The organism is Actinomadura madurae (assembly GCF_047130825.1).
In the GTDB taxonomy this organism is placed as follows: domain Bacteria; phylum Actinomycetota; class Actinomycetes; order Streptosporangiales; family Streptosporangiaceae; genus Spirillospora; species Spirillospora madurae.
Map to the genome: position 1 here is coordinate 743,521 of NZ_CP083237.1, position 22,950 is coordinate 766,470.

Genomic DNA, 22,950 nt, shown 5'->3' on the forward strand with positions numbered 1-22,950 from the left:
CCCTTTCGCGACCGGAAGGTCAAACTTAGGTAAGGCTAACCTTGCACGATTTTCTCAGGCAAGGCTAACCTAACCAGCGGTGGCGAAGCCGACAACGAAAGAGTTGAGCGTGCAGGAGCAGAAGACGACGGCACGGCGACGCGAACTGATGCGGCGGATGATGGCGGAGGCCGGGCTCGGCTCGGACATCGCGCGGCTCACCCCCCGAGGCTCGGACGGGCCGGCGCCCCTCTCCTACGCGCAGCAGAGCATGTGGCTGCACCACCGTACGTTTCCGGACAGCCCGGCCTACAACGTCTGCCTGCTCGTGCGCATGTCGGGGCCGCTCGACACCGATGCGCTGCGGGAGGCGCTGCGTGGATTGATCCGCCGGCACGCCGTGCTCCGGACGGTCTATGCCGAGCGAGAGGACGGCACCGTCCAGATCGTCACCGATGACGACTCCCTGGGCCTCGCGCCGGTCCCGTGCGACGACGCCGAGGCGCGGGCGGCGGAACTCGCGGCGACGCCGTTCGCGCTGCGCGACGAGCGGCCGATCCGGCTGGAGCTGCTCCGGCTCGACGACGAGGAGTACGCGCTGGTCCTCGTCGTGCACCACATCGCCTGGGACGGCATGACCTGGGGCTCGCTGTCGCGGGACCTGTCCGCCCTCTACCGCGCGGCCGTGACCGGCGAGCCGGACGGGCTGCCGCCGCTGGACGTCCAGTACGCCGACTACGCCGGGTGGGAGCAGCGCCGGCCCCTTTCCGAGGACGACCTCGCGTACTGGCGGGCACGGCTCGACCCGCCGCCCGCGCCGCTCGACCTGCCCGCCGACCATCCGCGCGGCGCCGTCGTGTCCGCGCGCGGCGGCCGCCGCGCGCGGCTGTTCGACGACGCGGTGACCGAGGGGATGCGGAGGCTCGCCGCCGGCGAGAACCTCACCCCGTACATGGTGATGATGGCCGGGTACGCCGTGCTGCTGCACCGCTACACCGGTGCCGAGGACGTGGCGATCGGGTCGTCGGTGATGAACCGCGAGCACGCCGAGGTCGAGCGACTCGTCGGGAACTTCGGCAACACGCTCGTGCTGCGCACCGACCTGTCCGGCGCGCCGACGTTCCGCGAGGTGCTGCGCCGGGTCGGCCGGACGGTCACCGAGGGCTTCGCGCACCAGGCGCTGCCGTACGACCGGATCGTGCAGGAGCTCCGCCCGGCGAGAGGGCGGGGACGGTCGGCGTTCTTCGACACGATGCTGCTGTTCCTCGCCCAGGAGATCGGCGAGCTGGACCTCCCGGGGGTCACGTCCAGCTGGACGCACATCCACAACGGGACGACGCACTTCGACCTGTCGCTGGAGGCCTTCGTCCGGGCGCAGGGCATGACGGTCGAGGCGACGTTCCGCCGCGAGCTGTTCGACGACGCGCGCATCGACGCGCTGCTCGCCCACCTGGAGACGCTCCTGGCCGGCGCGCTCGCCGACCCCGACCGCTCCATCGGCGCGCTCGAGATCATGGACGCACGGGAACGCGCCCTGGTGGAGCGGGCCAACGCCACAGACCGCACCCTCCCGGAGACGAACGTCGTCGCGCTGTTCGAGGAGCAGGCGGCCCGCACCCCGGACGTGACGGCGGTCGAGGCCGGCGCCCGCGCCCTCACCTACGCGGAGCTGGACGCGCGCTCCTCCGCGCTCGCGGCGGAGCTGCGCGGGCGGGGCGCCGGGGCCGGGAGCGTGGTCGCGCTCGCGCTGCCGCGGACGGCCGACCTCGTCGTCGCCCTGCTCGGCGTCCTGAAATCGGGCGCCGCGTACCTGCCGCTCGACCTCGGCCACCCCGCCGACCGGCTCGCCTACATGCTGGACGACGCGGGCCCGCTCTGCGCGATCGTCACCGGCGAGACCGCGGGCCTGCTGCCGGACGGAACGGACCTCCTCGTCCTCGAAGGTCCCGGGGACGCACGCCATGACGCCGGGGCCGCCCCGCAGCCGGACGAGCTGGCGTACGTCATCTACACCTCGGGCTCGACCGGCCGCCCCAAGGGCGTCGCGATCCCGCACCGGGCGCTGACGAACTTCCTGATCGCGACGAAGGCCCAGCTCAGGCTCACCCCCGGCGACCGGCTCGTCGCGGTCACGACGATCGCGTTCGACATCGCCGCGCTGGAGCTGTTCGCCCCGCTGATCAGCGGCGCGACGATCGTCCTCGCCGACCGCGCGGACGTCCGGGACCCCGCGGCCCTCGCCGCGCTGCTGGAGGACGCGACCATCGTCCAGGGCACCCCGTCGCTGCTGGGCACGCTCGACCCGGCCGCCCTCAAGGGCCTGCGCGTCCTGGTCGGCGGTGAGGCGCTGCCCCCCGCCCTCGCCGAGTCCCTGGCGGACGCGGCCTCCCTCGCGACCGACATGTACGGGCCGACCGAGGCGACGATCTGGGCGACCTCGGCGGACCTGCCCGCGTCCGGCATCGGCCGCCCCTTCTGGAACACCCGGGCGCACGTCCTCGACGCGAGGCTGCGCCCCGTCCCGCCGGGCGTGCCGGGCGAGCTGTACCTGGCGGGGGAGCAGCTCGCCCGCGGGTACGTCGGCCGCCCCGACCTGACCGCCGAGCGGTTCGTCGCCGACCCGTTCGGCGAGCCCGGGTCGCGCATGTACAGGACGGGCGACCTCGCGCGGCGCGCCCGCGACGGGTCGATCGAGTACCTCGGCCGCACCGACGACCAGGTCAAGATCCGCGGTTTCCGGATCGAGCCCGCCGAGGTGCAGGCCGTGCTCGCCGCGCAGCCGGGCGTCGCGCAGGCCGCGGTCGTCGTCCGGGAGGACCGTCCGGGTGACGCGAGGCTGGTCGGCTACTACGTCCCGTCCGAAGAGGTGGACGAGCCGGCCCTGCGGGACGCGCTGGCGAAGGCGCTGCCCGAGTACATGGTCCCGTCCGCGCTCGTCGCGCTCGACGCGCTGCCCCGGACGGTCAACGGGAAGCTCGACCGCGCGGCGCTGCCCGCGCCGGAGGCGGAGGTCTCCGGGCGGGCGCCCCGCGACGCCCGCGAGGCCGCCCTCTGCGCGATCTTCGCCGAGCTGCTCGGGGTGGAGGGCGTCGGCATCGACGACGACTTCTTCGCCCTCGGCGGGCACTCGCTCCTGGCGACGCGCGTCGCCGCCAAGGCCCGTGCCGTCCTCGGCGGGTCGCTGTCCATCGCGGACGTCTTCGAGGCGCCGACCGTCGCGGCGCTGGCGCCCCGGCTGGTCGCGGCCGACACCGTCCGCGTCCGCGACGTGGAGAGGCCGGAGGTCGTCCCGGCGTCGGCCGCGCAGCGCGGCCTCTGGCTGGAGGAACGCCTCCGCGGCCCGTCGGCCTCCTACGCGCTGCCGCTCGGGCTCCGCCTGCACGGCCCCGTGGACGCGGACGCGCTCGACCGGGCCTTCGGCGATGTCGTCGCGCGCCACGAAGCGCTGCGGACCCTGCTCGTCGAGGGGCCGGACGGGCTGCCCGTCCAGAGCGTCCAGGGCCCGGACGTCCTCGCCCGCCTCGCCGTCGTCGACGCGCGCGCCGAGACCCCCGAGCGGCGCGCGGCCATCGAGAAGGACGCCGCCTCCCACATCTTCGACATCGGCACCGACCTGCCCGTCCGCGGCACCCTCGTCCGGACGGGAGACGACGACTGGTCGCTCGTCCTCCTTCTCCACCACGCCGCCGCCGACGAGTGGTCCTTCACGCCCCTGCTCGCCGACCTCGCGCACGCCTACGAGGCCCGCCGGGACGGAGGCGACCCGGGCTGGGAGCCGCTGCCCGTCCAGTACGCCGACTACGCGGCCTGGGAGCGCGAGGCCGCGCCCGACCCGGCGCCGCAGCTCGACTTCTGGGAGGAGACCCTCTCCGGGGCGCCGGAGGAGACGCTCCTCCCGTTCGACCGGCCGCGTCCGGCGGAGGCGAGCCACCGGGGCGGGCTCGTCCCGTTCCGGCTGCCGGCCGCCGGGGCGCGGCGCCTGGCCCGCGAGACCGGCACCAGCGTGTTCATGGTGCTGCACGCCGCCGTCGCGGCGCTGCTGCAGCGGTCCGGGGCGGGCGACGACATCGCGCTCGGCTCGCCCATCGCGGGACGCGCCGACGAGGACCTCGCCGGCCTGGTCGGCGTCTTCGTCAACCCGCTCGTCCTGCGCACCGACCTGTCCGGCGACCCCACGTTCGCCGAGCTGCTCGACCGGGTGCGGACCGCCGACCTCGCGGCGTTCTCGCACGCCGGCGTCCCGTTCGAGCGGGTGGTGGACCGGCTCGCGCCCGAGCGGTCGCTCGCCCGCAGCCCGCTGTTCCAGGTGATGATCGTCCACCAGCGGCTGGACGACGTGCGCCTCGCCCTGCCGGGCGTGCGCGCCGAGCCGTTCCTGCCCGAGACCGGCGGCGTGAAGTTCGACCTCGACCTGTACTTCGCCGAGGGCGACGACGACGTCGAGGGGTTCGCCGCGTTCGCCGCCGACCTCTTCGACGCCGCGACCGTCGAGCGGCTGCTGGACGACCTGCACGCGCTGCTCACCCAGGTCACCGAGGTGCCGGACCGGCGCCTGTCGTCCCTCGGGGCGCCCGTCGAGCACCCCGACACCGCCCGCGAGCTCCCCGCCCGGACGGTCGCCGCCCTCATCGAGGAGCAGGTCGCAAGGACACCGGACGCGACCGCGGTGGTGTTCGGCGACACCGTCCTCACCTACGCCGACCTGGACCGCCGCGCCGAGGCCCTCGCGGACCGGCTCGCCGCGGCCGGCGCGGGGCCCGAGCGGGTCGTCGCGCTCGCCCTGCCGCGCTCGGAGGAGTTCGCCGTGGCGCTGCTGGCCGTCCTCAAGACGGGCGCGGCGTACCTGCCGGTCGACCTGGGGTATCCGCCCGCCCGCGTGCGGATGATGCTGGACACCGTCCGCCCGCTGCTGGTCCTCGGACAGGACGAGCCGCCGCTGGACGCGCCTCGCCGCGCACGGCCGGACATCCACCCGGACCACCCGTCCTACGTCATCTTCACCTCCGGATCGACCGGCACGCCGAAGGCGGTCGTCGGCACGCAGGGCGCCCTCGCCAACCGGCTCGCCTGGGGGACGGGCCTCGCCGCCCCCGGGGTCCGCGTGGCCAAGAGCTCGCCCGCGTTCATCGACGGGACGACCGAGCTGCTCGGCGGCCTCGCCGCCGGGGACGCGGTCGTCATCGCCGACGACGCGACCGCCACCGACGCCGTCGCGCTGGCCGACTTCATCGAACGGCACCGGGCCGGGCTGGTCACGCTCGTCCCGAGCCTGCTCGCCGCCCTGGTGGAGAACGGCCCGCCCTCCTCGGTCACCACCTGGATCAGCAGCGGCGAGGCGCTGCCCGCCGCGCTCGCCGACCGGGTCCCGGGACGGCTGGTCAACCTGTACGGCTGCTCGGAGGCGGCGGGCGACAGCCTGATCGCCCTGCCGGGCGACGGGGACGGCGGCCTGCGCCCCATCGCCAACACCCGCGCATACGTCCTGGACGGCGCGCTCCGCGAGGTCCCGGTCGGGGAGCTGTACCTCGCCGGCGACGGCCTGGCGCGCGGCTACCTCGGCGACCCCGCCCGCACGGCGGAGCGGTTCGTCGCGAACCCGTTCGGCCCGCCCGGCTCCCGCCTCTACCGGACCGGCGACCGCGTCCGGCGCCGCGCCGGCGGCGGGCTCGACTTCCTCGGCCGCGCCGACGAGCAGATCAAGATCCGCGGCTTCCGGATCGAGCCGGGGGAGGTCGAGGCGGTGCTCGCCGCCCAGCCGGGCGTCCGGCGGGCGGCCGTCACCGCGCACCGGTCACGGCTCGTCGGCTACGTGGCCGGCGACGCCGACCCCGGCGCGCTGCACGACGCGCTGGGCACGCTGCTGCCCGACTACCTGGTCCCGGCCGAGCTGGTCGTCCTGGACGAGCTGCCGCTCAACCCCAACGGCAAGGTCGACCGGCGCGCCCTGCCCGAGCCGGGACGCCCGTCCGGCGGGCGGGCCCCGGCCACGGAGGCGGAGCGCGTCCTCGCCGCGCTGGCCGCCACCGTCCTCGGCCGCGACGCGGTGGGAGCGGACGACGACTTCTTCCGCACCGGCGGGGACAGCATCAGCGCGGCGCTCCTCGTCGCCCGCGCCCGCCGCGCCGGGCTGTCGTTCACCGTCCGGGACGTGTTCCGGCTGCGGACGGTCGAGGCCCTGGCGCGAACCGCCGGAACGCCCGCCGGCGTCGCGGGCGCGCAGGCCGCGGAACCCGCGAGCGAGCTTCCGCTGTCGCCGCTCCAGGAGGGCCTGCTCTTCCACCTGATGATGGCCGGGGAAGGCCGCGACATCTACGTGCAGCAGGCCGTGGTGACGCTGTCCGGCCCGGTCCACCCGGAGCGGATGGCGCTCGCGGCGCGGGCCGTGCTGGAGAAGTTCCCCAACCTGCGCGCCGGGTTCCGGACGGACGGCGACCGCGCCGTCCAGTTCGTCCCGGACGACTTCGACGTCCCCTGGACGCACGCCGACGTCACCCCGGACGGCCTCGGCGCGTTCGTCGACGCCCAGCGCGCCGAGCCGTTCGACCCGGCCGAGCCGCCGCTCATCCGGTTCGCCCTCGCCAGCCTGGCCGAGGACGACCACCGCCTGATCCTCACCTCCGAGCTGATCCTGCTGGACGGCTGGTCGGGCGGGCTCCTCGTCACCTCGCTGCTCGACTCCTACACCGACGCCGAGGCCGAGGCCGCACGTCCCGTCCCGTCCTTCCGCGCCTTCCTGGACTGGGTGAACGGCCGCGACAAGGACGAGGCCGTGGACGCCTGGCGCCGCGCGCTCGACGGCTTCGACGAGCCCGCCCTCGTCCGGCCCGGCCTGGTCGACGCCCCGGCCGACCTCGCCAACGCCGGGGAGGTGCACCGGGCATTGCCGGACGGCCTCGCCGCGCGCCTCGACGGCGTCGCCCGGGAGCAGGGCGTCACCCCCGGCACGCTCTTCGAGACCGCGTGGGGCCTCGTCCTGATGGGCCTGACCGGGCGCGACGACGTCGTGTTCGGCGCCTCGGTCTCCGGCCGCCACCCCGACGTCGACGGCGTCGAGTCCATGGTCGGCCTGCTGTTCAACACCATCCCGGTCAGGGTCCGGGCGGGGGCGGCGGACGCGCTCGCCACCGTGCTCGACCGCGTCCAGGCCGCCCAGTCGGAGCTGTTCGACCACTCCTTCGTCGCCCTCGCCGACGTCCAGCGCGCCACCGGGCTCGGCACGCTCTTCGACACGCTGTTCGTCTTCCAGAACTTCCCCGGCATGCCCACCGACCGCGGCTTCGGCCCCGGCGGAGCCCTGCGCGTCACCGGCCGGGAGGTCCGCGACGCGACCCACTACCCGATCACCGTGGTCGTCGAGCCGGGCGCCGCCCTGCGCGTCATGTACCGGGGCGACGCGTTCACCGGGGCCGAGGCCGAGCGGATCACCGACCGGTACGTCCAGGTCCTCCGGCGGCTCGCCGAGGCGCCCGGGGAACCGTGCCACCGCCTCGACCTGCTCGTCCCCGAGGAGCACGAGCGGCTCCGGCGGGACTGGGAGGACGCCTGGCACCCCGTCCCCGAGCTGACGGTCGCCGAGCTGCTCGCCGAGCGGGCCGCGGAGCGGCCGGACGATCCGGCGCTCGTGTCGCTGCCCGGCGTCCGGCTCACCTACGGGGAGCTGAACGCCGAGGTCAACCGGCTCGCCCGGCTGCTGCTCGCGAACGGCGCGGGGCCGGAGAAGGTCGTCGCCCTGGCGCTGCCGCGCTCGGCCCAGATGGTCGTCGCGCTGTTCGCCGTCCTGCGCACCGGCGCGGCCTACCTGCCGCTGGAGCTCGACTACCCCGCCGACCGCCTCGACTACATGCTCCAGGACGCGGCCCCGGCCTGCCTGGTCTCGCACCGCGGCATCGCCGCCGGTCTCACCTACTCCGGCCCGACCCTCGCGCTGGACGACCCGGAGATCGCCGCGTCCCTCGCCGCGCAGCCCGGCGCCGACCTCGCACCGGACGAGCCGCCCGGTTTCGCCCCGGGCACCCCCGGCCGGCTCGACCACCCCGCCTACGTCATCTACACGTCCGGGTCGACGGGCCGCCCGAAGGGCGTCGTGACGCCGTACCGCGGCCTCACCAACATGCAGTACAACCACCGCGCGAACATCTTCGACCCGGTGGTCGCCTCGGCGGGCCGCCGCCTGCGCATCGCGCACACGGTCTCGTTCTCCTTCGACATGTCGTGGGAGGAGCTGCTCTGGCTCATCGAAGGCCACGAGGTGCACGTCTGCGACGAGGACCTGCGCCGCGACGCCGAAGCCCTCACCGCCTACCTGCGGCAGCACCGCATCGACGTCATCAACGTGACCCCGACTTACGCCCAGCAGCTCCTGGACGAGGGGCTGCTGGACGGCGGGCACCGGCCGCCGCTCGTCCTCCTCGGCGGCGAGGCCGTCCCGGCGTCGGTGTGGGACCGGCTCGCGCAGGCCGAGGGCGTCCTCGGCTACAACCTCTACGGCCCGACCGAGTACACGATCAACACGCTCGGCGGCGGCACCGAGGACAGCCCCACCCCGACCGTCGGAAGGCCGATCTGGAACACGCGCGGCTACGTCCTCGACGGGTGGCTGCGTCCCGTCCCGCCCGGCGCGCCGGGCGAGCTGTACATCGCGGGCGCCGGGCTGGCGCGCGGCTACCTCGGCCGCGCCGACCTGACCGCCGAGCGCTTCGTCGCCGACCCGTTCGCGGGCGGCCGCATGTACCGGACGGGCGACCTGGTGCGCGTCCGCGCCGACGGCAACATCGACTTCCTCGGCCGCACCGACGACCAGGTCAAGATCCGCGGCTACCGGGTGGAGCTGGAGGAGATCGAGACCGCGCTCGCCGCCGAGCCCGGCGTCGGGCAGGCCGCGGTGGTGGCCGCAGAGACCGACGTCCCCGGGGTGAAGCGCCTCGTGGGCTACATCGTCCCGGACGGCTCGCGCGAGGGCGCCGCCGAGGAGCAGCTCGCCGAGTGGCGGCAGATCTACGACGCCGAGTACACCGAGGTCGGCACCGTCGTCCACACCGAGGAGTTCGCCGGCTGGGACAGCAGCTACGACGGCGCCCCCATCCCGCTGGACGACATGCGCGAATGGCGCGAGACGACCGTGGAGCGGATCCGCTCGCTCCGCCCCCGCCGCGTCCTGGAGATCGGCGTCGGCGCGGGCCTCCTGCTCACCCGCCTCGCGCCGGGCACGGAGGAGTACTGGGGGACCGACTTCTCCGAGCCCGTCATCGCCAAGCTGGTCCATGATCTCGGCGAAGCCGCCGGGGGGTCTGGGGGGTCGCCCCCCCAGGGGTGGCACGACATCGGGCCGGATTCGCCCGTGCGGCTCGCCTGCCGGCCGGCGCACGACACCGGCGGCCTGCCCGAGAACCACTTCGACACCATCGTGATCAACTCGGTGGTGCAGTACTTTCCCGGCGCCGCCTACCTTCAGGACGTCATCGGCAAGGCGATGCGGCTGCTCGCGCCGGGCGGGGCCCTGTTCATCGGCGACGTCCGCGACCTGCGCACGGTCCGCTGCCTGCACGCCGCCGTCCAGCTCGGCCGCGGCGGCGGCGACCTGGAGGCGATCGACCGCGCCGTCCGGATGGAGAAGGAACTCCTCCTCGACCCGGCCTTCTTCTCCGCGCTCCAGCACGGCGGGGACGTCCCGGCGCGGGTGGACGTCCTCATCAAGCGCGGCACGCAGCACAACGAGCTGACCCGGCACCGCTACGACGTCGTCCTCCGCAAGGAGGCGGCGCCCGCCCCGAACACCCCGGTCCGCGACTGGACCACCCTGGACGCGCTCGCGGACCGGCCGGCCGGTCCGCTGCGGGTCCGGCGGATCCCCGACCCCCGGCTGTCGGGCGAGGCGGCCGCCCTGCGGGTGCTCCGCAACGGCGGTTCGCCCGACGAGGCGCGGGAGGCGCTCGCCGCGGCCCCCGCCGGGGTCGAGCCGGAGACGTTGCACGCGCTCTTCCCGGACGTGGTCCTCACGCCGTCCGACCGGGCGGGATGCTACGACGCCGTGTTCGGCGGGGGAGCGGCTTGCCTTCCGGCAGAAGCCGGGCGCCCGCCCGCCTCCTATGCCAACAACCCGGTCGCCGCGCGCGACCACGGCGTGCTGGCCGCGCGGGTCCGGGAGAGCCTGAAGGGGCGGCTGCCCGGCTACATGGTGCCGAGCGCGATCATGACGCTGGACGCGCTGCCGCTCACCGTCAACGGCAAGCTCGACCGGCGCGCGCTGCCCGCCCCCGGCCAGGAGGGGCGGCGGCGCGCCGGACGGCCGCCCCGGACGCCCGTCGAACGCCTGCTCTGCACGCTGTTCGCCGAGGTCCTGGACGCGCCCGGCGCCGGCATCGACGACGACTTCTTCGACCTCGGCGGGCACTCGCTGCTCGCGACGCGGCTCGTGGGCCGGGCCCGCGCGGTGCTGGGCGCCGAGCTGGCGATCCGCGACCTGTTCGAGGCGCCGACCGTCGCCGAGCTGGCCGGGCGCCTGCACGGCCGCGCCGGAGCGGATCCCCGGCCGGTCCTGGAGCCCAGGGAGCGGCCGGAGCGGATCCCGCTGTCGTCCGCGCAGCGGCGGCTGTGGATGCTCGACCAGCTGCTGCGCGAGGACGACGGCCCGCGCGACGCCTACCACCTGCCGCTCGCCGTCCGGCTTCGCGGGCCCCTCGACCTCGCCGCGCTCGAAGCGGCCGTCGGGGACGTCACCGCCCGGCACGAGAGCCTCCGGACGGTGTTCGCCGAGCACGACGGCGCCCCCAACCAGCGGATCCTCGACCCCGAGGACGCGCGTCCGGTGCTGGAGGTGGCGACCTGCCCGCCGGAGGAGGTCATCGCCAGGCCCTTCGACCTCGCCAAGGACATCCCGCTGCGGGTCGCGGTGTTCCCCGAAGGGGAGGACGAGCATCTGCTGCTCGCCGTCTTCCACCACATCGCGTTCGACGAATGGTCGTTCGGGCCGTTCGCCCGCGACGTCGCCGAGGCGTACGCGGCCCGGCTGGACGGGGAGTCCCCCGGCTGGGAGCCGCCGCCCGTCCAGTACGCCGACCACGCGCTGTGGCAGCGGGAGCTGCTCGGCGACCCGCTCGACCCCGGGAGCGTCCACGCCCGGCAGCTCGACCACTGGGCCAAGGCCCTCGCCGGCCTGCCCGAGGAGATCCCGCTGCCGGTGGACCGGCCGCGCCCCGGCACCGTCGGGCAGCGCGGCGGCACCTTGACCGCCGACCTGCCGCCGAGCCTGGCCCGCGGCCTCGGCCGGCTCGCCCGCGACGCGAACGCCAGCATGTTCATGGTGTGCCAGGCGGCGGTCGCCGCGCTGCTGCACCGGACGGGCGCGGGCGACGACATCCCCCTCGGCAGCCCCGTCGCGGGACGCACCGAGGACGCCGCGCGCGACCTCGTCGGCTTCTTCGTGAACACGCTCGTCCTGCGCGCCGACGTGTCCGGCGACCCCACGTTCGCGGAACTGCTCGCCCGCGTCCGCGAGGCCGACCTCGCCGGCCTCGCCAACCAGGACCTGCCGTTCGAGGCCGTCGTCGAGGCGCTGCGTCCGCGCCGCGTGCCGGGCCGCAACCCGCTGTTCCAGGTGATGGTCGGGTACGAGAACCAGGGCGTCGGCGACGTGCGCTTCCCCGGCCTGGAGCAGCGGGAGGCGCGTTTCGGACCCGGCGCGGCGAAGTTCGACCTGGACTTCATCTTCCGCGAGGTCCCGGACGGGCTCCGCCTGATCGTCGACTACTCCGCCGACCTGTTCGACCGGGACACCGCCGCCGCGCTGGCGGACGGCGTGATCGCGCTGCTCGCGGCCGTCGCGGACGACCCCGGCACGAAGGTCGCCGCGCTGCCCGCCGAGCTCACCGCGCGAACCGTGACCGCGCAGCCGGCCGGCACCGCGTCCGGCACCGCGTCCGGCACCGCGTCCGGGGACCGGGAGGCGGCGCTGTGCCGGATCTTCGCCGAGGAGCTGGGCGTCCCCGAGGTCGGCCCGGACGACGACTTCTTCGACCTCGGCGGCCACTCGCTGCTCGCGATGCGGCTCGTCCGGCGCATCCGGCTGGAACCCGGCTGCGCGGGGCTGAAGATCGCGACCCTGATGGCGGCGCCGACCGTGGCGGGCCTGCTCGCCCGGCTGGAGTGAGGGGGCTCATACCGGCCCACCCATTGCGTAGTTAGGTGAGCCTAACCTAATATCCCTGATCGACAGCCCGGAAACCCCCCGCCCCTGAATCCGGAAGGACACCGGTCCTCTATGCGCAGAACGATGCGGCGCCTCGCCGTCACCGCCGCGCTCACACTGAGCCTCGGGATGACCGCCGCGTGCGGCGACGACGAACCCGCCGGCGGTTCCGGTGGTTCCGGCGGCGCGAGCGCCGGGGCGTTCCCGGTCACCATCACCCACAAGCTCGGCACCGCGAAGATCGAGTCCGCGCCGAAGCGGATCGTCGCGCTCGGCGAGGTCGACCAGGACGCGCTGCTCGCGCTCGGCATCACGCCCGTCGGCATGGCCGAGCTCACCGGCGTCCAGCCCGACGGGCTCGCCCCGTGGACCGCGCCCAAGCTGACGGGCGCCAAGCCGAAGCTGCTCAAGGCCGGCGAGGCCGGGTTCAACCTGGAGGAGATCGCCGCGCTGCGGCCCGATCTGATCCTCGCCGGCGGCGACTTCTACATCGACAAGGAGTACGAGAAGCTCTCCGAGCTCGCGCCGACCGTCGCCTACCAGACCGGCCCCGCCGAGGACGCCTGGCAGGCGATCACGATGCAGGCCGCGAAGGCCGTCGGCCGGGAGGCCGACGGCAGGAGGCTCGTCGGCGCCGCCGACACCAGGATCGCGGCGGTGAAGACGCGGCACCCGGAGCTGAGCGGCAAGGAGTTCGCCTTCACCAGCATCTTCCCGAACGGGAACATCGGGGTGATGAAGTCCCCCGAGGACACCAGCGTGAAGCTGCTCCAGCAGTTCGGCATGAAGCTGCCCGAGCCGATCGCGAAGCTGCCCGGTGAGGGGTTCGCCGCCGAGCTCAGCATGGAGAAGGTCTCCGCCCTGGACGTGGACGTCCTGATCAGCCACTACAACGACGACCCGGCCACGCAGAAGAAGGTCGAGGGCAACAAGCTCTTCGCGAGCCTCGGCGTCGTGAAGCGGGGCTCCTACGTGGCCCTCGACCTGAAGTCCTTCTGGCCGCTGCGCACCCCCACCGTCCTCGCCGTCCCCTACGTCACCGACCAGGTCGTCCCGAAGATCGCCAAGGCCGCCAGCGCGGCCAAGCCCGCCTGATGCCGGAGGAGCGCATGCAGACACCCGTCCACGACGTGGTCGGCATCGGTTTCGGACCGTCCAACCTCGCGCTCGCCGTCGCGCTCGACGAGGAGCACGGCGGCGGCGTGGACGCGGTCTTCTTCGAGAAGCAGCCGCGGTTCGGCTGGCACCGGGGCATGCTGATCGACGGCGCGACCATGCAGGTCCACTTCCTCAAGGACCTGGTGTCGCTGCGCAACCCCGCCAGCCCCTACTCCTTCCTCGCCTACCTGCACGCGCGGGGCCGGCTGGTCGACTTCGTCAACCACAAGACGATGTTCCCGACCCGGCTGGAGTTCCACGACTACCTCGAATGGGCGGCCGCCGCGTTCGCCGGGCGCGTCCGCTACGGGACGGAGGTCGTGGCGCTCCGCCCCCACGACGACGAGACGCTGGAGGTCGTCGTCCGCCGGGACGACGAGCTGGAGAAGCACCTCGCCCGCAACGTCGTCATCGGCGCGGGGCTCGAACCCGTCCTGCCCGAGGGCGTCCGGCCGGGGGAGCGGATCTGGCACACCGAGGATCTGCTCACCCGGCTGGACGAGCGCGGGCACTGGGACCCGCGCCGGCTCGTCGTGGTCGGCGCCGGGCAGAGCGCCGCCGAGGCCGTCGAGTACCTGCACCGGACGTTCACCGGCGCCGAGGTGTGCGCCGTGTTCGCCCGGTACGGGTACTCCCCGGCCGACGACAGCTCGTTCGCCAACCGCATCTTCGACCCGGAGGCCGTGGACCACTACTTCGCGGCGCCCGACGACGTGAAGCGGATGCTGTTCGAGTACTCGCGCAACACCAACTACTCCGTGGTGGACCTCGACCTCATCGACGAGCTGTACCGGCGCGCCTACGCCGAGAAGGTCGCGGGCGCCGAACGGCTGCGCATCCTCAACGTGTCCCGCGTCGTGGAGGTCCGGGACGAAGGCCCGGACGGCGCGCGCGTGCGGGTCGCGTTCCTGCCCACCGGCGAGGTCGCCGACCTGGACGCCGACGCCGTCATCTACGCCACCGGCTACCGCGAGCGCGACCCGTTCGACCTGCTCGGCGAGGCGGGCGCGCACTGCCGCACCGGCCCGGACGGCCGCCCGGTGGTGGAGCGCGACTACCGCATCGCCACCGAGCCCGGCCGCGAATGGGGCGTCTACCTGCAGGGCGCCACCGAGCACAGCCACGGGATCGCCTCGTCGCTGCTGTCCATGACCGCCGTCCGCACCGGCGAGATCGTCCGGTCCATGGCCCGGCGGTCCGCCCGCGTCACCCCGGTCGTCTAGGAAAGAGAGAGGCACGATGACCAACCCGTTCGACGACCCCGACGGGGAGTTCCGCGTCCTCGTCAACGCCGAGGGCCAGCACTCGCTGTGGCCGGCCTTCGCCGACGTGCCCGCCGGCTGGACGACCGTCTTCGGGCCGGAGTCGCGGTCCGACTGCATCGGCTACGTCACGGCCAACTGGAAGGACATCCGCCCGCGGAGCCTGTCCGCCTGACCCCGGGGCGGGCCTCGCGCCCGCCCCGCACGGTCACGCGTTCGGGAGGGACGGCCTTTCGGTGAAGAACCGGGCCATCAGGTCGCTCGCGTAGTCGGGCCATTCGTGCCCGCCGCGGTCCTTCGTGCACAGCGCGACGACGACCGGCCCCGGACCCGTCCCGACGCAGTCGTCCGGCCCGCCCGGCAGCGGCCATGACAGCGCGGGCAGCTTGTTCACCCACCGCCAGAACTCCATGACGACCTGGACGGCGATGAAGGGGAAGTGGACGTCGGCGTCCATGTTCCCGCCTCCCGAGTAAGGGACGGACGGATCCCACGTCCCGTGGAAGGCCAGCACCGACACCGGATGGTCCGGCGTGCACCCGATGGCGAGCGCGCCCGACACCACGGCGATCCCGGCGATCCGCCCGGACCGCTCGCACGCGTACCGGTAGGCCATGCCGCCGCCGTTGGAGAAGCCGGTCATGAACACCCGGCGCGGGTCGGCGACGCCCTGCCGCACCAGCGTGGCGATCAGCTTGTCGAGGAAGCCCATGTCGTCGATGCCCGCCCAGCGGGCGAACGAGCAGCAGGCCCCCGCGTTCCAGGTGCCGAGGAACCCGTTCGGGTAGGCCACGACGTAGCCCTCGCGGTCGGCGACCTCGTCCAGGCCGCTCTGCCTGCGGACGTACTCGGCGTCGTTCAGGCCGCCGTGCATGGCCACGATGAGCGGCAGCGCCCTCCCGGGCCTGCGTCCGGGCGGGACGTGCAGGAGGTAGGGGCGCTCCCAGTCGCCCATGGCGATCGTGTGCTCGGTTGTGCCTGGAGCGTCGTCGGACGCCCCGGCGGGCAGGGGGTGGGCGATGAGCGTCGCGAGGAGGGCCACGACCATCGCCGCCCGCGCGGCGATCTTCATGACCGTAGTTGTAACGCGGGTCACATCCCCGGGGCTACGCACCGGCGCGCAGAAAAGATCGGGGCGTTTTGGCGCGCGGCGCGTAGCGCGATGGGCGCGATCAGCGCGATCGTCGTCAGTGCCGTGACGCCGTAGAGCGGGCACCGCCAGATGATGCCGGTCCAGCGCCGGCAGGGCCGGGGCGATCGCCCGGCTCCTCGGCGGACGGCGAATCCATGCGCCGAGCCGTATCGGCCGCTCGCATAAAAGTCGGCTATAGATTCGCTTGGCTAAGTATCATGGTCTCGGTCACGTCCCTCGTGCACGACCGTCCCCTCGCCGCGAGCCTCGGCGCGGTCCTCGCCGGGCCGTCCTCCCAGGGGTCTGGACGAAGCTCGCCGTCCACATTGAAACCGACCAGTCGGTATGGTCTTATCGACGTGCGGATCTGCGGAGGAGACACATTGCGGGTATTCGATGACGTGGGCGTCCCCGGGCTCGCGCTGGACCGGTTCCGCGACTTCTTCGAGGCGGCCCGTCCCGGCGCCGTCGCCGGGCCGCTGCGCGCGCGGGTCATCGACGGCGGGCGGTCGAACCTCACCTACGAGGTCACCGACGGGCGGAGCTCCTGGATCGTCCGGCGGCCGCCGCTCGGCCACGTGCTCGCGACCGCCCACGACATGGCGCGCGAGTACCGGGTCATGACGGCGCTGGCCGGCACGGCGGTCCCCGTCCCGGAGACGTACGCGCTCTGCGACGACCCCGCCGTCATCGGCGCGCCCTTCTACGTGATGGAGATGGTCGAGGGCGTCCCGTACCGGAGCGCGTCCGAGCTGCGCCCGCTCGGCCCGGAGCGCGTGGCGCGGATCGCCGAGCGGATGGTCGACACGCTGGTCGAGCTGCACCGCGTCGACCCGGCGGAGGCCGGCCTCGCGGACTTCGGGCGGCCGGAGGGGTTCCTCGCCCGCCAGGTGCGCCGCTGGAAGAAGCAGCTGGACGCCTCCCGCAGTCGCGACCTCCCGGCCGCGGCCGAGCTGCACACCCGCTTGGAGTCGGGCCTCCCCGCGGAGGGTGCGCCCGCGATCGTGCACGGCGACTACCGGCTCGACAACCTGCTCGTCGACTCCGGCGACCGGATCGCCGCCGTCCTCGACTGGGAGATGGCGACGCTCGGGGATCCCCTGACCGACCTGGCGCTGCTGCTCGTCTACATGGGGCGCCAGACCCCGGTGCCGGGCACGGCCGACGCGTCCGGCGCGCCCGGCTTCCCCGCGCCGGAGGAGGTGCTGGCCCGCTACGCCGCCCGCAGCGGGCGCGACGTGTCGCGGATCGGCTTCTACGTGGGGCTGGCGTGCTTCAAGCTCGCCGTCATCTCCGAGGGGATCCACTACCGCTACATCCACGGCCAGACCGTGGGGGAGGGGTTCGAGACCGTGGGCGACGCCGTCGAACCGCTGCTGCGGTCCGGGCTCGCCGCCCTCGACGGGGCCCGGTAGGCGCTGGTCCCGAGGACGGAATGACGCCGCGTCCTCCCAGGTGGACCATGGTTCCGCGCTCGTGTGTGACACCTCACGGCCCGTAGGCGCTGTGCAGGGTGAGAGCCGGATCGCGGTGGTGCCGGCGGGCGTGCAGGAGGGGAGCCCGCGCGTCAGCCGCGCGCGCCGGTGACCCGCCGGCGGGCTGGACGGTTCCGCGGTGCCGGGGCGGACGCCGCCGGACCGCCCGGCCCGCCGGCCCCTGACCCTCCGCGGCGTTGCATACCAACTGGTCGGTATGTTGTGATCGGGGGCGTTGCCGCACAGTCGCGCCCGGCGCCGGGCCGGGCGCCGTCGGACGGAGGGCACCGGATGAGAACGTTCACCGGAGTGGACGAGTACGAGAAGGCCGTCGGAACCCATCTCGGCCACAGCGAGTGGCACACGATCACGCAGGAGCAGGTGAACCTGTTCGCGGACGCCACCGGCGACCACCAGTGGATCCACCTCGACACGGAACGGGCGGCGCGGGGGCCGTTCGGCACCACGATCGCCCACGGCTACCTCACCCTGTCGCTCATCCCCATGCTCCTCGCGCAGATCTACCGCGTGGAGGGCCTGCGGATGGGCGTGAACTACGGCGCGAACAAGGTGCGGTTCCCCGCGCCGGTGCCGGTCGGCTCGCGGGTCCGGGCGGGGGCCGAGCTCCTGTCGCTGGAGCGCGGCCCCGCCGGCGCCCGCGCCACCGTCCGGGTGACGATCGAGCGCGAGGGCGGCGACAAGCCCGTGTGCGTCGCCGAGACGCTCTCGGTGCTCGTCGACTGATCCGGTGCTCGTCGGCCGACCGACCGGCCGGTCCGGCATTGACGGCGGGCCGGAGGCCTAAATAAGGTGAACCGACCGGTCGGTATGTGCCCGCTTTGTGGTATTCCCGGCCCTTTCTCGCCGCGGGTCTTCTCGGAGAATTGCCATGATCCTCAGTACGATGCAGGACTTCCCGCTGTCGGTCGCCGCGATCCTGCGGCACGGAGCGCGGGTCTACGGCCGCAGCGAGTGCGTGACCTGGACGGGAGGCGGCGCGCCGCGCCGGGCGACGTTCGCGGAGATCGCCCGCAACGCCGAGCGCCTCGCGTCCGCACTCGCCAGACTCGGCGTGCGCGAGGGCGACCGGGTGGCCACGTTCTGCTGGAACGACCAGGAGCACCTGGAGGCGTACTTCGCGGTGCCCGCCATGGGCGCGGTGCTGCACACGCTCAACATCCGGTTGTTCCCCGAGCAGCTCTCGCACATCGTCAACCACGCCGACGACCGGATCGTCATCGTCGACGACAGCCTCGTCCCGCTGCTGGCGCGGGTCGCGCGGGAGCTGCCGGCCGTCGCGGCGTTCGTGGTCGTCGGCGAGGGCGACGCCGCGCCGCTGGAGGGCAACGGCGCCCCCGTCCTGCGCTACCACGAGATCCTCGCCGCCGAGGAGCCCGGCTACGCCTGGCCCGAGGTGGACGAGCGCTCCGCGGCGTCGATGTGCTACACCAGCGGCACCACGGGCGACCCCAAGGGCGTCGTGTACTCGCACCGCTCCACGTTCCTGCACGCCATGGCCGTCCAGTCGGCGTCGCTGATCGGCATCACCGAGGCCGACCGCGTCCTGACCATCGTCCCGATGTTCCACGTGAACGCGTGGGGCCTGCCGTACGGGGCGTTCCTGTCCGGGGCGACGCTGCACATGCCGGGCCCGTTCATGCAGCCGGAGCACCTCACGGCGTTCATCGCGCAGGAGCGCAGCACGCTCGCGTCCGCCGTCCCGACCATCTGGAACGGCATTCTCACCCTCGGGGAGCAGCGGGAGATCGACCTGTCGTCCCTGCGCGCGGGGACCTCGGGCGGCGCCGCGGCGCCCCGCGTCCTGCTGGAGCGGTTCGAGCAGCGGTACGGCCTGCGCATCATCCAGGGCTGGGGCATGACCGAGACCAGCCCGCTCGGCGGCATGGCGTTCCCGCCGCCCGGCGTCGAGCCCGGCACCGACGAGGACCTGGCGTGGCGGCTGAAGTCCGGCCGCGTCGCCGCCGGCGTGGAGATGCGGATCGTGGACGACTCCGGCGCCGAGCTGCCGTGGGACGGCGAGGCGGTCGGCGAGATCGAGGTCCGCGGCCCGTGGATCACCGGCGCCTACCACCGCGACCCGGCGCCGGAGAAGTTCGACGGCGGCTGGCTGCGCACCGGCGACATCGGCACCGTCGACGACCGCGGCTTCTTCCAGATCACCGACCGGGCGAAGGACGTCATCAAGTCGGGCGGCGAGTGGATCTCGTCGGTCGAGCTGGAGAACCATCTGATGTCCCACCCGGCCGTGGCGGAGGCCGCCGTCATCGGCATTCCGGACGCGCGCTGGGACGAGCGCCCGCTCGCCTGCGTCGTCCTGCGCCCGGACGCCGCCGCCACCGCGGAGGAGCTGGCGTCCTTCCTCGCGGACAGGGTGGCGCGCTGGCAGGTCCCCGAGTACTGGACGTTCCTGGACGAGATCCCGAAGACCACCGTCGGCAAGTTCGACAAGAAGCCCCTCCGCGCCCGCCACAAGGACGACGCCCTGAAGATCGAGCGCCTGGAACGCTGATAACGGGCGAGCCGGAGGGGCGCCGCCCCTCTAGCTCCTCAGTCCGTTGAGGAACAGGTCGACGTAGTGCTCGCTGATGGCGGCCGTCTGGAGGCGGCCGCCGGGGCGGTACCAGGTGCCGATCTGGTGGACGGTGCCGAAGAAGAAGTGGACGGCGATGTCCGCGGGCGTGTCGGTCCGGAACGTCCCCTGCCGCTGGCCCTCCTCGACCAGGGCGCGGAAGCGCTCGTGGTAGCGGCGGCGCTCGGCGCGGACGGCCTCGCGGCGGTCGCGGGGGAGCAGGTGCGTCGAGCGGAAGAAGACGGTGAAGTCGTCCAGGTAGAGGAACGAGGTGTTGAGGACGTCGACGGCCGCCCCGCGGAGGCGCTCCTCCGCGGTGCCGGGGCCGTCGGCGATCTGCTGGAGGCGGGACATCTGCAGGCCGAGGAGCCGGTGGTAGATCTCGTAGAGCAGGTCGTCCTTGGAGCCGAAGTAGTGGTACATGGCCCCCTTGGTGACGCCGGCGGCGTTCACGATCTCCTGGACCGAGGTGTTCTCGAAGCCCTTCTCGGCGAACATCCGGGTCGCCACGGCCAGCAGCCGGTCGGGTAGCGGCAGGTTGCCGGAGAGCCGGCCCACGGGCGCCTGCGTCATCACTCCACCTCCGTCCGGGAGTCACCGGGGTTCTCGCGCCGCCCCGGCACGGCCGCCCGCAGATCGCCGATCAGCCTACCGCCCGAAGATGATTCGGCGGACTAGGTAATCGGCGACCTGCGAATCGGCTGTTGACCGGAGCCGCCCGGTGATTCTATCTTCATGGAATCCGACCAGTCGGTATGTGCATTCTGGCCTCGGGGGATTCACGCTGATTCATCGGCGAGGTGAGGCGACATGTCCGGCTCCTCAGCAAAACTAGAACTTCAACGGGTGACCGTCCGCTTCGCCGGGCTGGTCGCCTTGGACGGCGTGTCGCTCACGGCGCCGAAGGGGCGGGTCACGGGAGTGATCGGCCCGAACGGCGCCGGCAAGACGACCCTGTTCAACGTCGTGTGCGGGTTCGTCCGGCCGCGGTCGGGGGAGGTGCGCTGGCGCGGCCGGGTGCTCGGCCGGCACCGGCCACACGACCTGACCCGGCTCGGGATCGCCCGCACCCTGCAGGGCCTCGGCCTGTTCCCGGGGCTCACCGTCCTGGAGAACGTGATGGTGGGCGCCGACCCGCACGCGAGGACCGGGTTCTTCTCCGGCCTGTTCGCGCTGCCCCGCGCCGACCGCGACGAGGCGGCCCTGCGCGAGCGGGCGCTGGCCCGGCTGGCCGAGCTGGGCGTCGAGGGCGAGGCCGGGCGGCTGCCCGGCCAGCTGCCCTACGGCGTGCAGAAGCGGGTCGCGCTGGCCCGCGCCCTCGTCGCCGAGCCCGACCTGCTCCTGCTGGACGAGCCGGCCGCCGGGCTGTCGGCGGCCGAGATGGACGAGCTGGCCGGCCTGATCCGCGGCCTGCGCGGCGGCCCCGCCGTCGTCCTCGTCGAGCACCACATGGACCTGGTCATGAACGTCTGCGACCAGGTCGTCGTGCTGGACTTCGGCAAGGTCATCGCGAGCGGCACGCCCGCGGAGGTCCGCGACGACCCGGCCGTGCTGGACGCCTACCTCGGCGAGGAGGTGCGGGGTGCTTGAGGTGAAGGACCTCACCGTCAACTACGGCGCCGTCCGCGCGCTCGCCGGGGTGGACCTGTCGGTGGACGAGGGCTCGGTCACCGCCGTGCTGGGCGCGAACGGCGCGGGCAAGACCACCCTGCTGCGCACCGTCTCCGGCCTGCTGCGGCCCCGCGCCGGACGCGTGGAGCTGGACGGCAAGGACCTGACCGGGCTGCCGGTCGAGGACATCGTCCGGCTCGGCGTCGCGCACGTCCCGCAGAGCGGCGGCGTCATCACCGAGCTGACCGTCGAGGACAACCTGCGGCTCGGCGGGCTCTGGCGGCGCGACCGGGCCGCGCTCGCCCGGCGGGTCGCCGAGATGTACGAGCTGTTCCCGCCGCTCGCCGAGCGGCGGGCGCTCGCCGCCGCCACCCTGTCCGGCGGCGAGCGGCAGATGCTCGCGCTGGCCCGCGCGCTCACCGGCGCGCCGCGGCTGCTGCTGGTGGACGAGCCGTCCCTCGGCCTCGCGCCGCGCGTCGTCGCCCAGCTCATGGCCGTGCTGCGGCGGCTGTGCGACGAGGACGGCCGGACCGTCCTGCTCGTCGAGCAGAACGCCCGCAGCGCCCTGTCGGTCGCCGACCGCGCGGTCGTTCTCGACCTCGGCGCGGTCGTGGCGTCCGAACCCGCCGCGACCATCGCCGCCGACGACCGCCTCCGCCACGCCTACCTGGGGTTCTGATGGTCCGTTTCATCAATCTCACGCTCGCCGGCATCACCTCCGGGGCCGTGTTCGCGGCGGTCGCGCTCGCGCTGGTGCTGATCTGGCGCTCCACCCGCATCGTGAACTTCGCGCAGGGCGGCATGCTGATGTTCACGACGTTCCTCGCCTGGAGCGTCATCGACGGCGGCGGCTCCTACTGGGTCGCGCTCGCCGTCGCGCTCGTGTCCGGGCTGGCGCTCGGCGCGGTCGTCGAGCGGGTCGTGGTCCGCCCCGTGGAGAACAAGCCGCCGCTCAACGCCGTCATCGTCACGCTCGGGCTGTTCGTGCTGCTGCAGGCGGGCGCGGGCATGATCTGGGGCGACACGCCGCACTCCTACCCGCCGGCGTTCACGATCAAGGGGCTGTCGGTGGGCGAGACGCGGCTGCTGCTGTCGCCGTTCGACCTGTTCGTCATCGGCGCCGTCGCCGGCGTCATGGTGCTGCTGACGCTGCTGTTCGTCCGCACCGACATCGGGCTGCGGCTGCGCGCGTCGGCGTTCGCCCCCGAGATCGCCCGGCTGCAGGGCGTGCGCGTCGGCCGGATGCTGACCCTCGGGTGGGCCCTCGCCGCGCTCGTCGGCTCGCTCGCCGGGGTGCTGATCGCGCCGTCGGTGTTCGTCGGGCCCGCCCAGTTCGACTCGATGCTCGTCTTCGGGTTCACCGCGGCCGTGATCGGCGGGCTGGACAGCCCGGCCGGCGCCGTCGTCGGCGGGCTGCTGCTCGGCTGCGCGCTGAGCTACGTGTCCGGCTACGTCAGCTCGGACCTGGTCACGTTCGGGGCGCTCGCCGCGCTCATCACCGTCCTGATGGTCAGACCCAACGGCCTGTTCGCCGCGAGCGTGGGACGGAGGGTGTGACC

Annotated in this window: 12 protein-coding genes; 10 read left to right on the forward strand and 2 right to left on the reverse strand. The window is 73.9% G+C overall.

The features are described from left to right. The first annotated feature begins 109 nt into the window (after nt 1–109). The 4 genes from K8Z49_RS03430 to K8Z49_RS03445 all read left to right on the forward strand — a co-directional run bounded on the left by K8Z49_RS03430 (nt 110) and on the right by K8Z49_RS03445 (nt 14,758). Nucleotides 110–12,124: an amino acid adenylation domain-containing protein gene (locus K8Z49_RS03430; protein WP_412517586.1), complete on the forward strand. Its 12,015-nt coding sequence runs from the start codon at nt 110–112 to the stop codon at nt 12,122–12,124. Nucleotides 12,125–12,235: 111 nt separating this feature from the next. Further along, nucleotides 12,236–13,258, forward strand: coding sequence for an iron-siderophore ABC transporter substrate-binding protein (locus K8Z49_RS03435; RefSeq protein ID WP_412517587.1), 1,023 nt, complete (start codon nt 12,236–12,238; stop codon nt 13,256–13,258). 14 nt (nt 13,259–13,272) lie between these two features. Beyond that, nucleotides 13,273–14,544, forward strand: coding sequence for a lysine N(6)-hydroxylase/L-ornithine N(5)-oxygenase family protein (locus K8Z49_RS03440; RefSeq protein ID WP_244938628.1), 1,272 nt, complete (start codon nt 13,273–13,275; stop codon nt 14,542–14,544). Between the two features lie 16 nt (nt 14,545–14,560). After that, nucleotides 14,561–14,758 (forward strand): MbtH family protein, encoded by a 198-nt coding sequence (locus tag K8Z49_RS03445; protein ID WP_021593678.1) that lies wholly within the window; start codon nt 14,561–14,563, stop codon nt 14,756–14,758. A 33-nt stretch (nt 14,759–14,791) separates the two neighbouring features. Here K8Z49_RS03445 and K8Z49_RS03450 read toward each other — a convergent pair whose 3' ends face one another. Beyond that, a complete protein-coding gene (locus tag K8Z49_RS03450; RefSeq protein WP_021593677.1) occupies nt 14,792–15,655 on the reverse strand; it encodes an alpha/beta hydrolase family esterase in 864 nt (287 codons plus the stop codon). 443 nt (nt 15,656–16,098) lie between these two features. On the opposite strand from K8Z49_RS03450, the gene K8Z49_RS03455 reads away from it, so the two are divergent. The 3 genes from K8Z49_RS03455 to K8Z49_RS03465 all read left to right on the forward strand — a co-directional run bounded on the left by K8Z49_RS03455 (nt 16,099) and on the right by K8Z49_RS03465 (nt 19,720). After that, a complete protein-coding gene (locus K8Z49_RS03455; RefSeq protein WP_412517588.1) occupies nt 16,099–17,130 on the forward strand; it encodes a phosphotransferase family protein in 1,032 nt (343 codons plus the stop codon). A 351-nt stretch (nt 17,131–17,481) separates the two neighbouring features. Further along, nucleotides 17,482–17,934, forward strand: coding sequence for a MaoC family dehydratase (locus K8Z49_RS03460; protein ID WP_021593675.1), 453 nt, complete (start codon nt 17,482–17,484; stop codon nt 17,932–17,934). Between the two features lie 145 nt (nt 17,935–18,079). Next, nucleotides 18,080–19,720, forward strand: coding sequence for a long-chain fatty acid--CoA ligase (locus K8Z49_RS03465; protein ID WP_412517589.1), 1,641 nt, complete (start codon nt 18,080–18,082; stop codon nt 19,718–19,720). Between the two features lie 30 nt (nt 19,721–19,750). Here the strand turns inward: K8Z49_RS03465 and K8Z49_RS03470 are convergent, their stop codons facing one another. Next, complete coding sequence (locus K8Z49_RS03470; protein WP_075021705.1) at nt 19,751–20,353, reverse strand: TetR/AcrR family transcriptional regulator; 603 nt, start codon at nt 20,351–20,353, stop codon at nt 19,751–19,753. A gap of 273 nt (nt 20,354–20,626) precedes the next feature. Here K8Z49_RS03470 and K8Z49_RS03475 point away from each other — a divergent pair, with 273 nt between their 5' ends. From K8Z49_RS03475 to K8Z49_RS03485, 3 genes are read left to right on the forward strand one after another with little or no spacing between them, the layout of a single operon-like run. Continuing rightward, complete coding sequence (locus tag K8Z49_RS03475; RefSeq protein ID WP_021593672.1) at nt 20,627–21,370, forward strand: ABC transporter ATP-binding protein; 744 nt, start codon at nt 20,627–20,629, stop codon at nt 21,368–21,370. Further along, nucleotides 21,363–22,070, forward strand: a complete 708-nt coding sequence (locus K8Z49_RS03480) for an ABC transporter ATP-binding protein (RefSeq protein ID WP_021593671.1) — start codon at nt 21,363–21,365, stop codon at nt 22,068–22,070. The genes K8Z49_RS03475 and K8Z49_RS03480 overlap by 8 nt, the downstream gene beginning before the upstream one ends. Beyond that, on the forward strand, nt 22,070–22,948 hold the full coding sequence (locus tag K8Z49_RS03485; RefSeq protein WP_021593670.1) for a branched-chain amino acid ABC transporter permease: 879 nt from the start codon (nt 22,070–22,072) through the stop codon (nt 22,946–22,948). The genes K8Z49_RS03480 and K8Z49_RS03485 overlap by 1 nt, the downstream gene beginning before the upstream one ends. Nucleotides 22,949–22,950 lie beyond the last annotated feature (2 nt).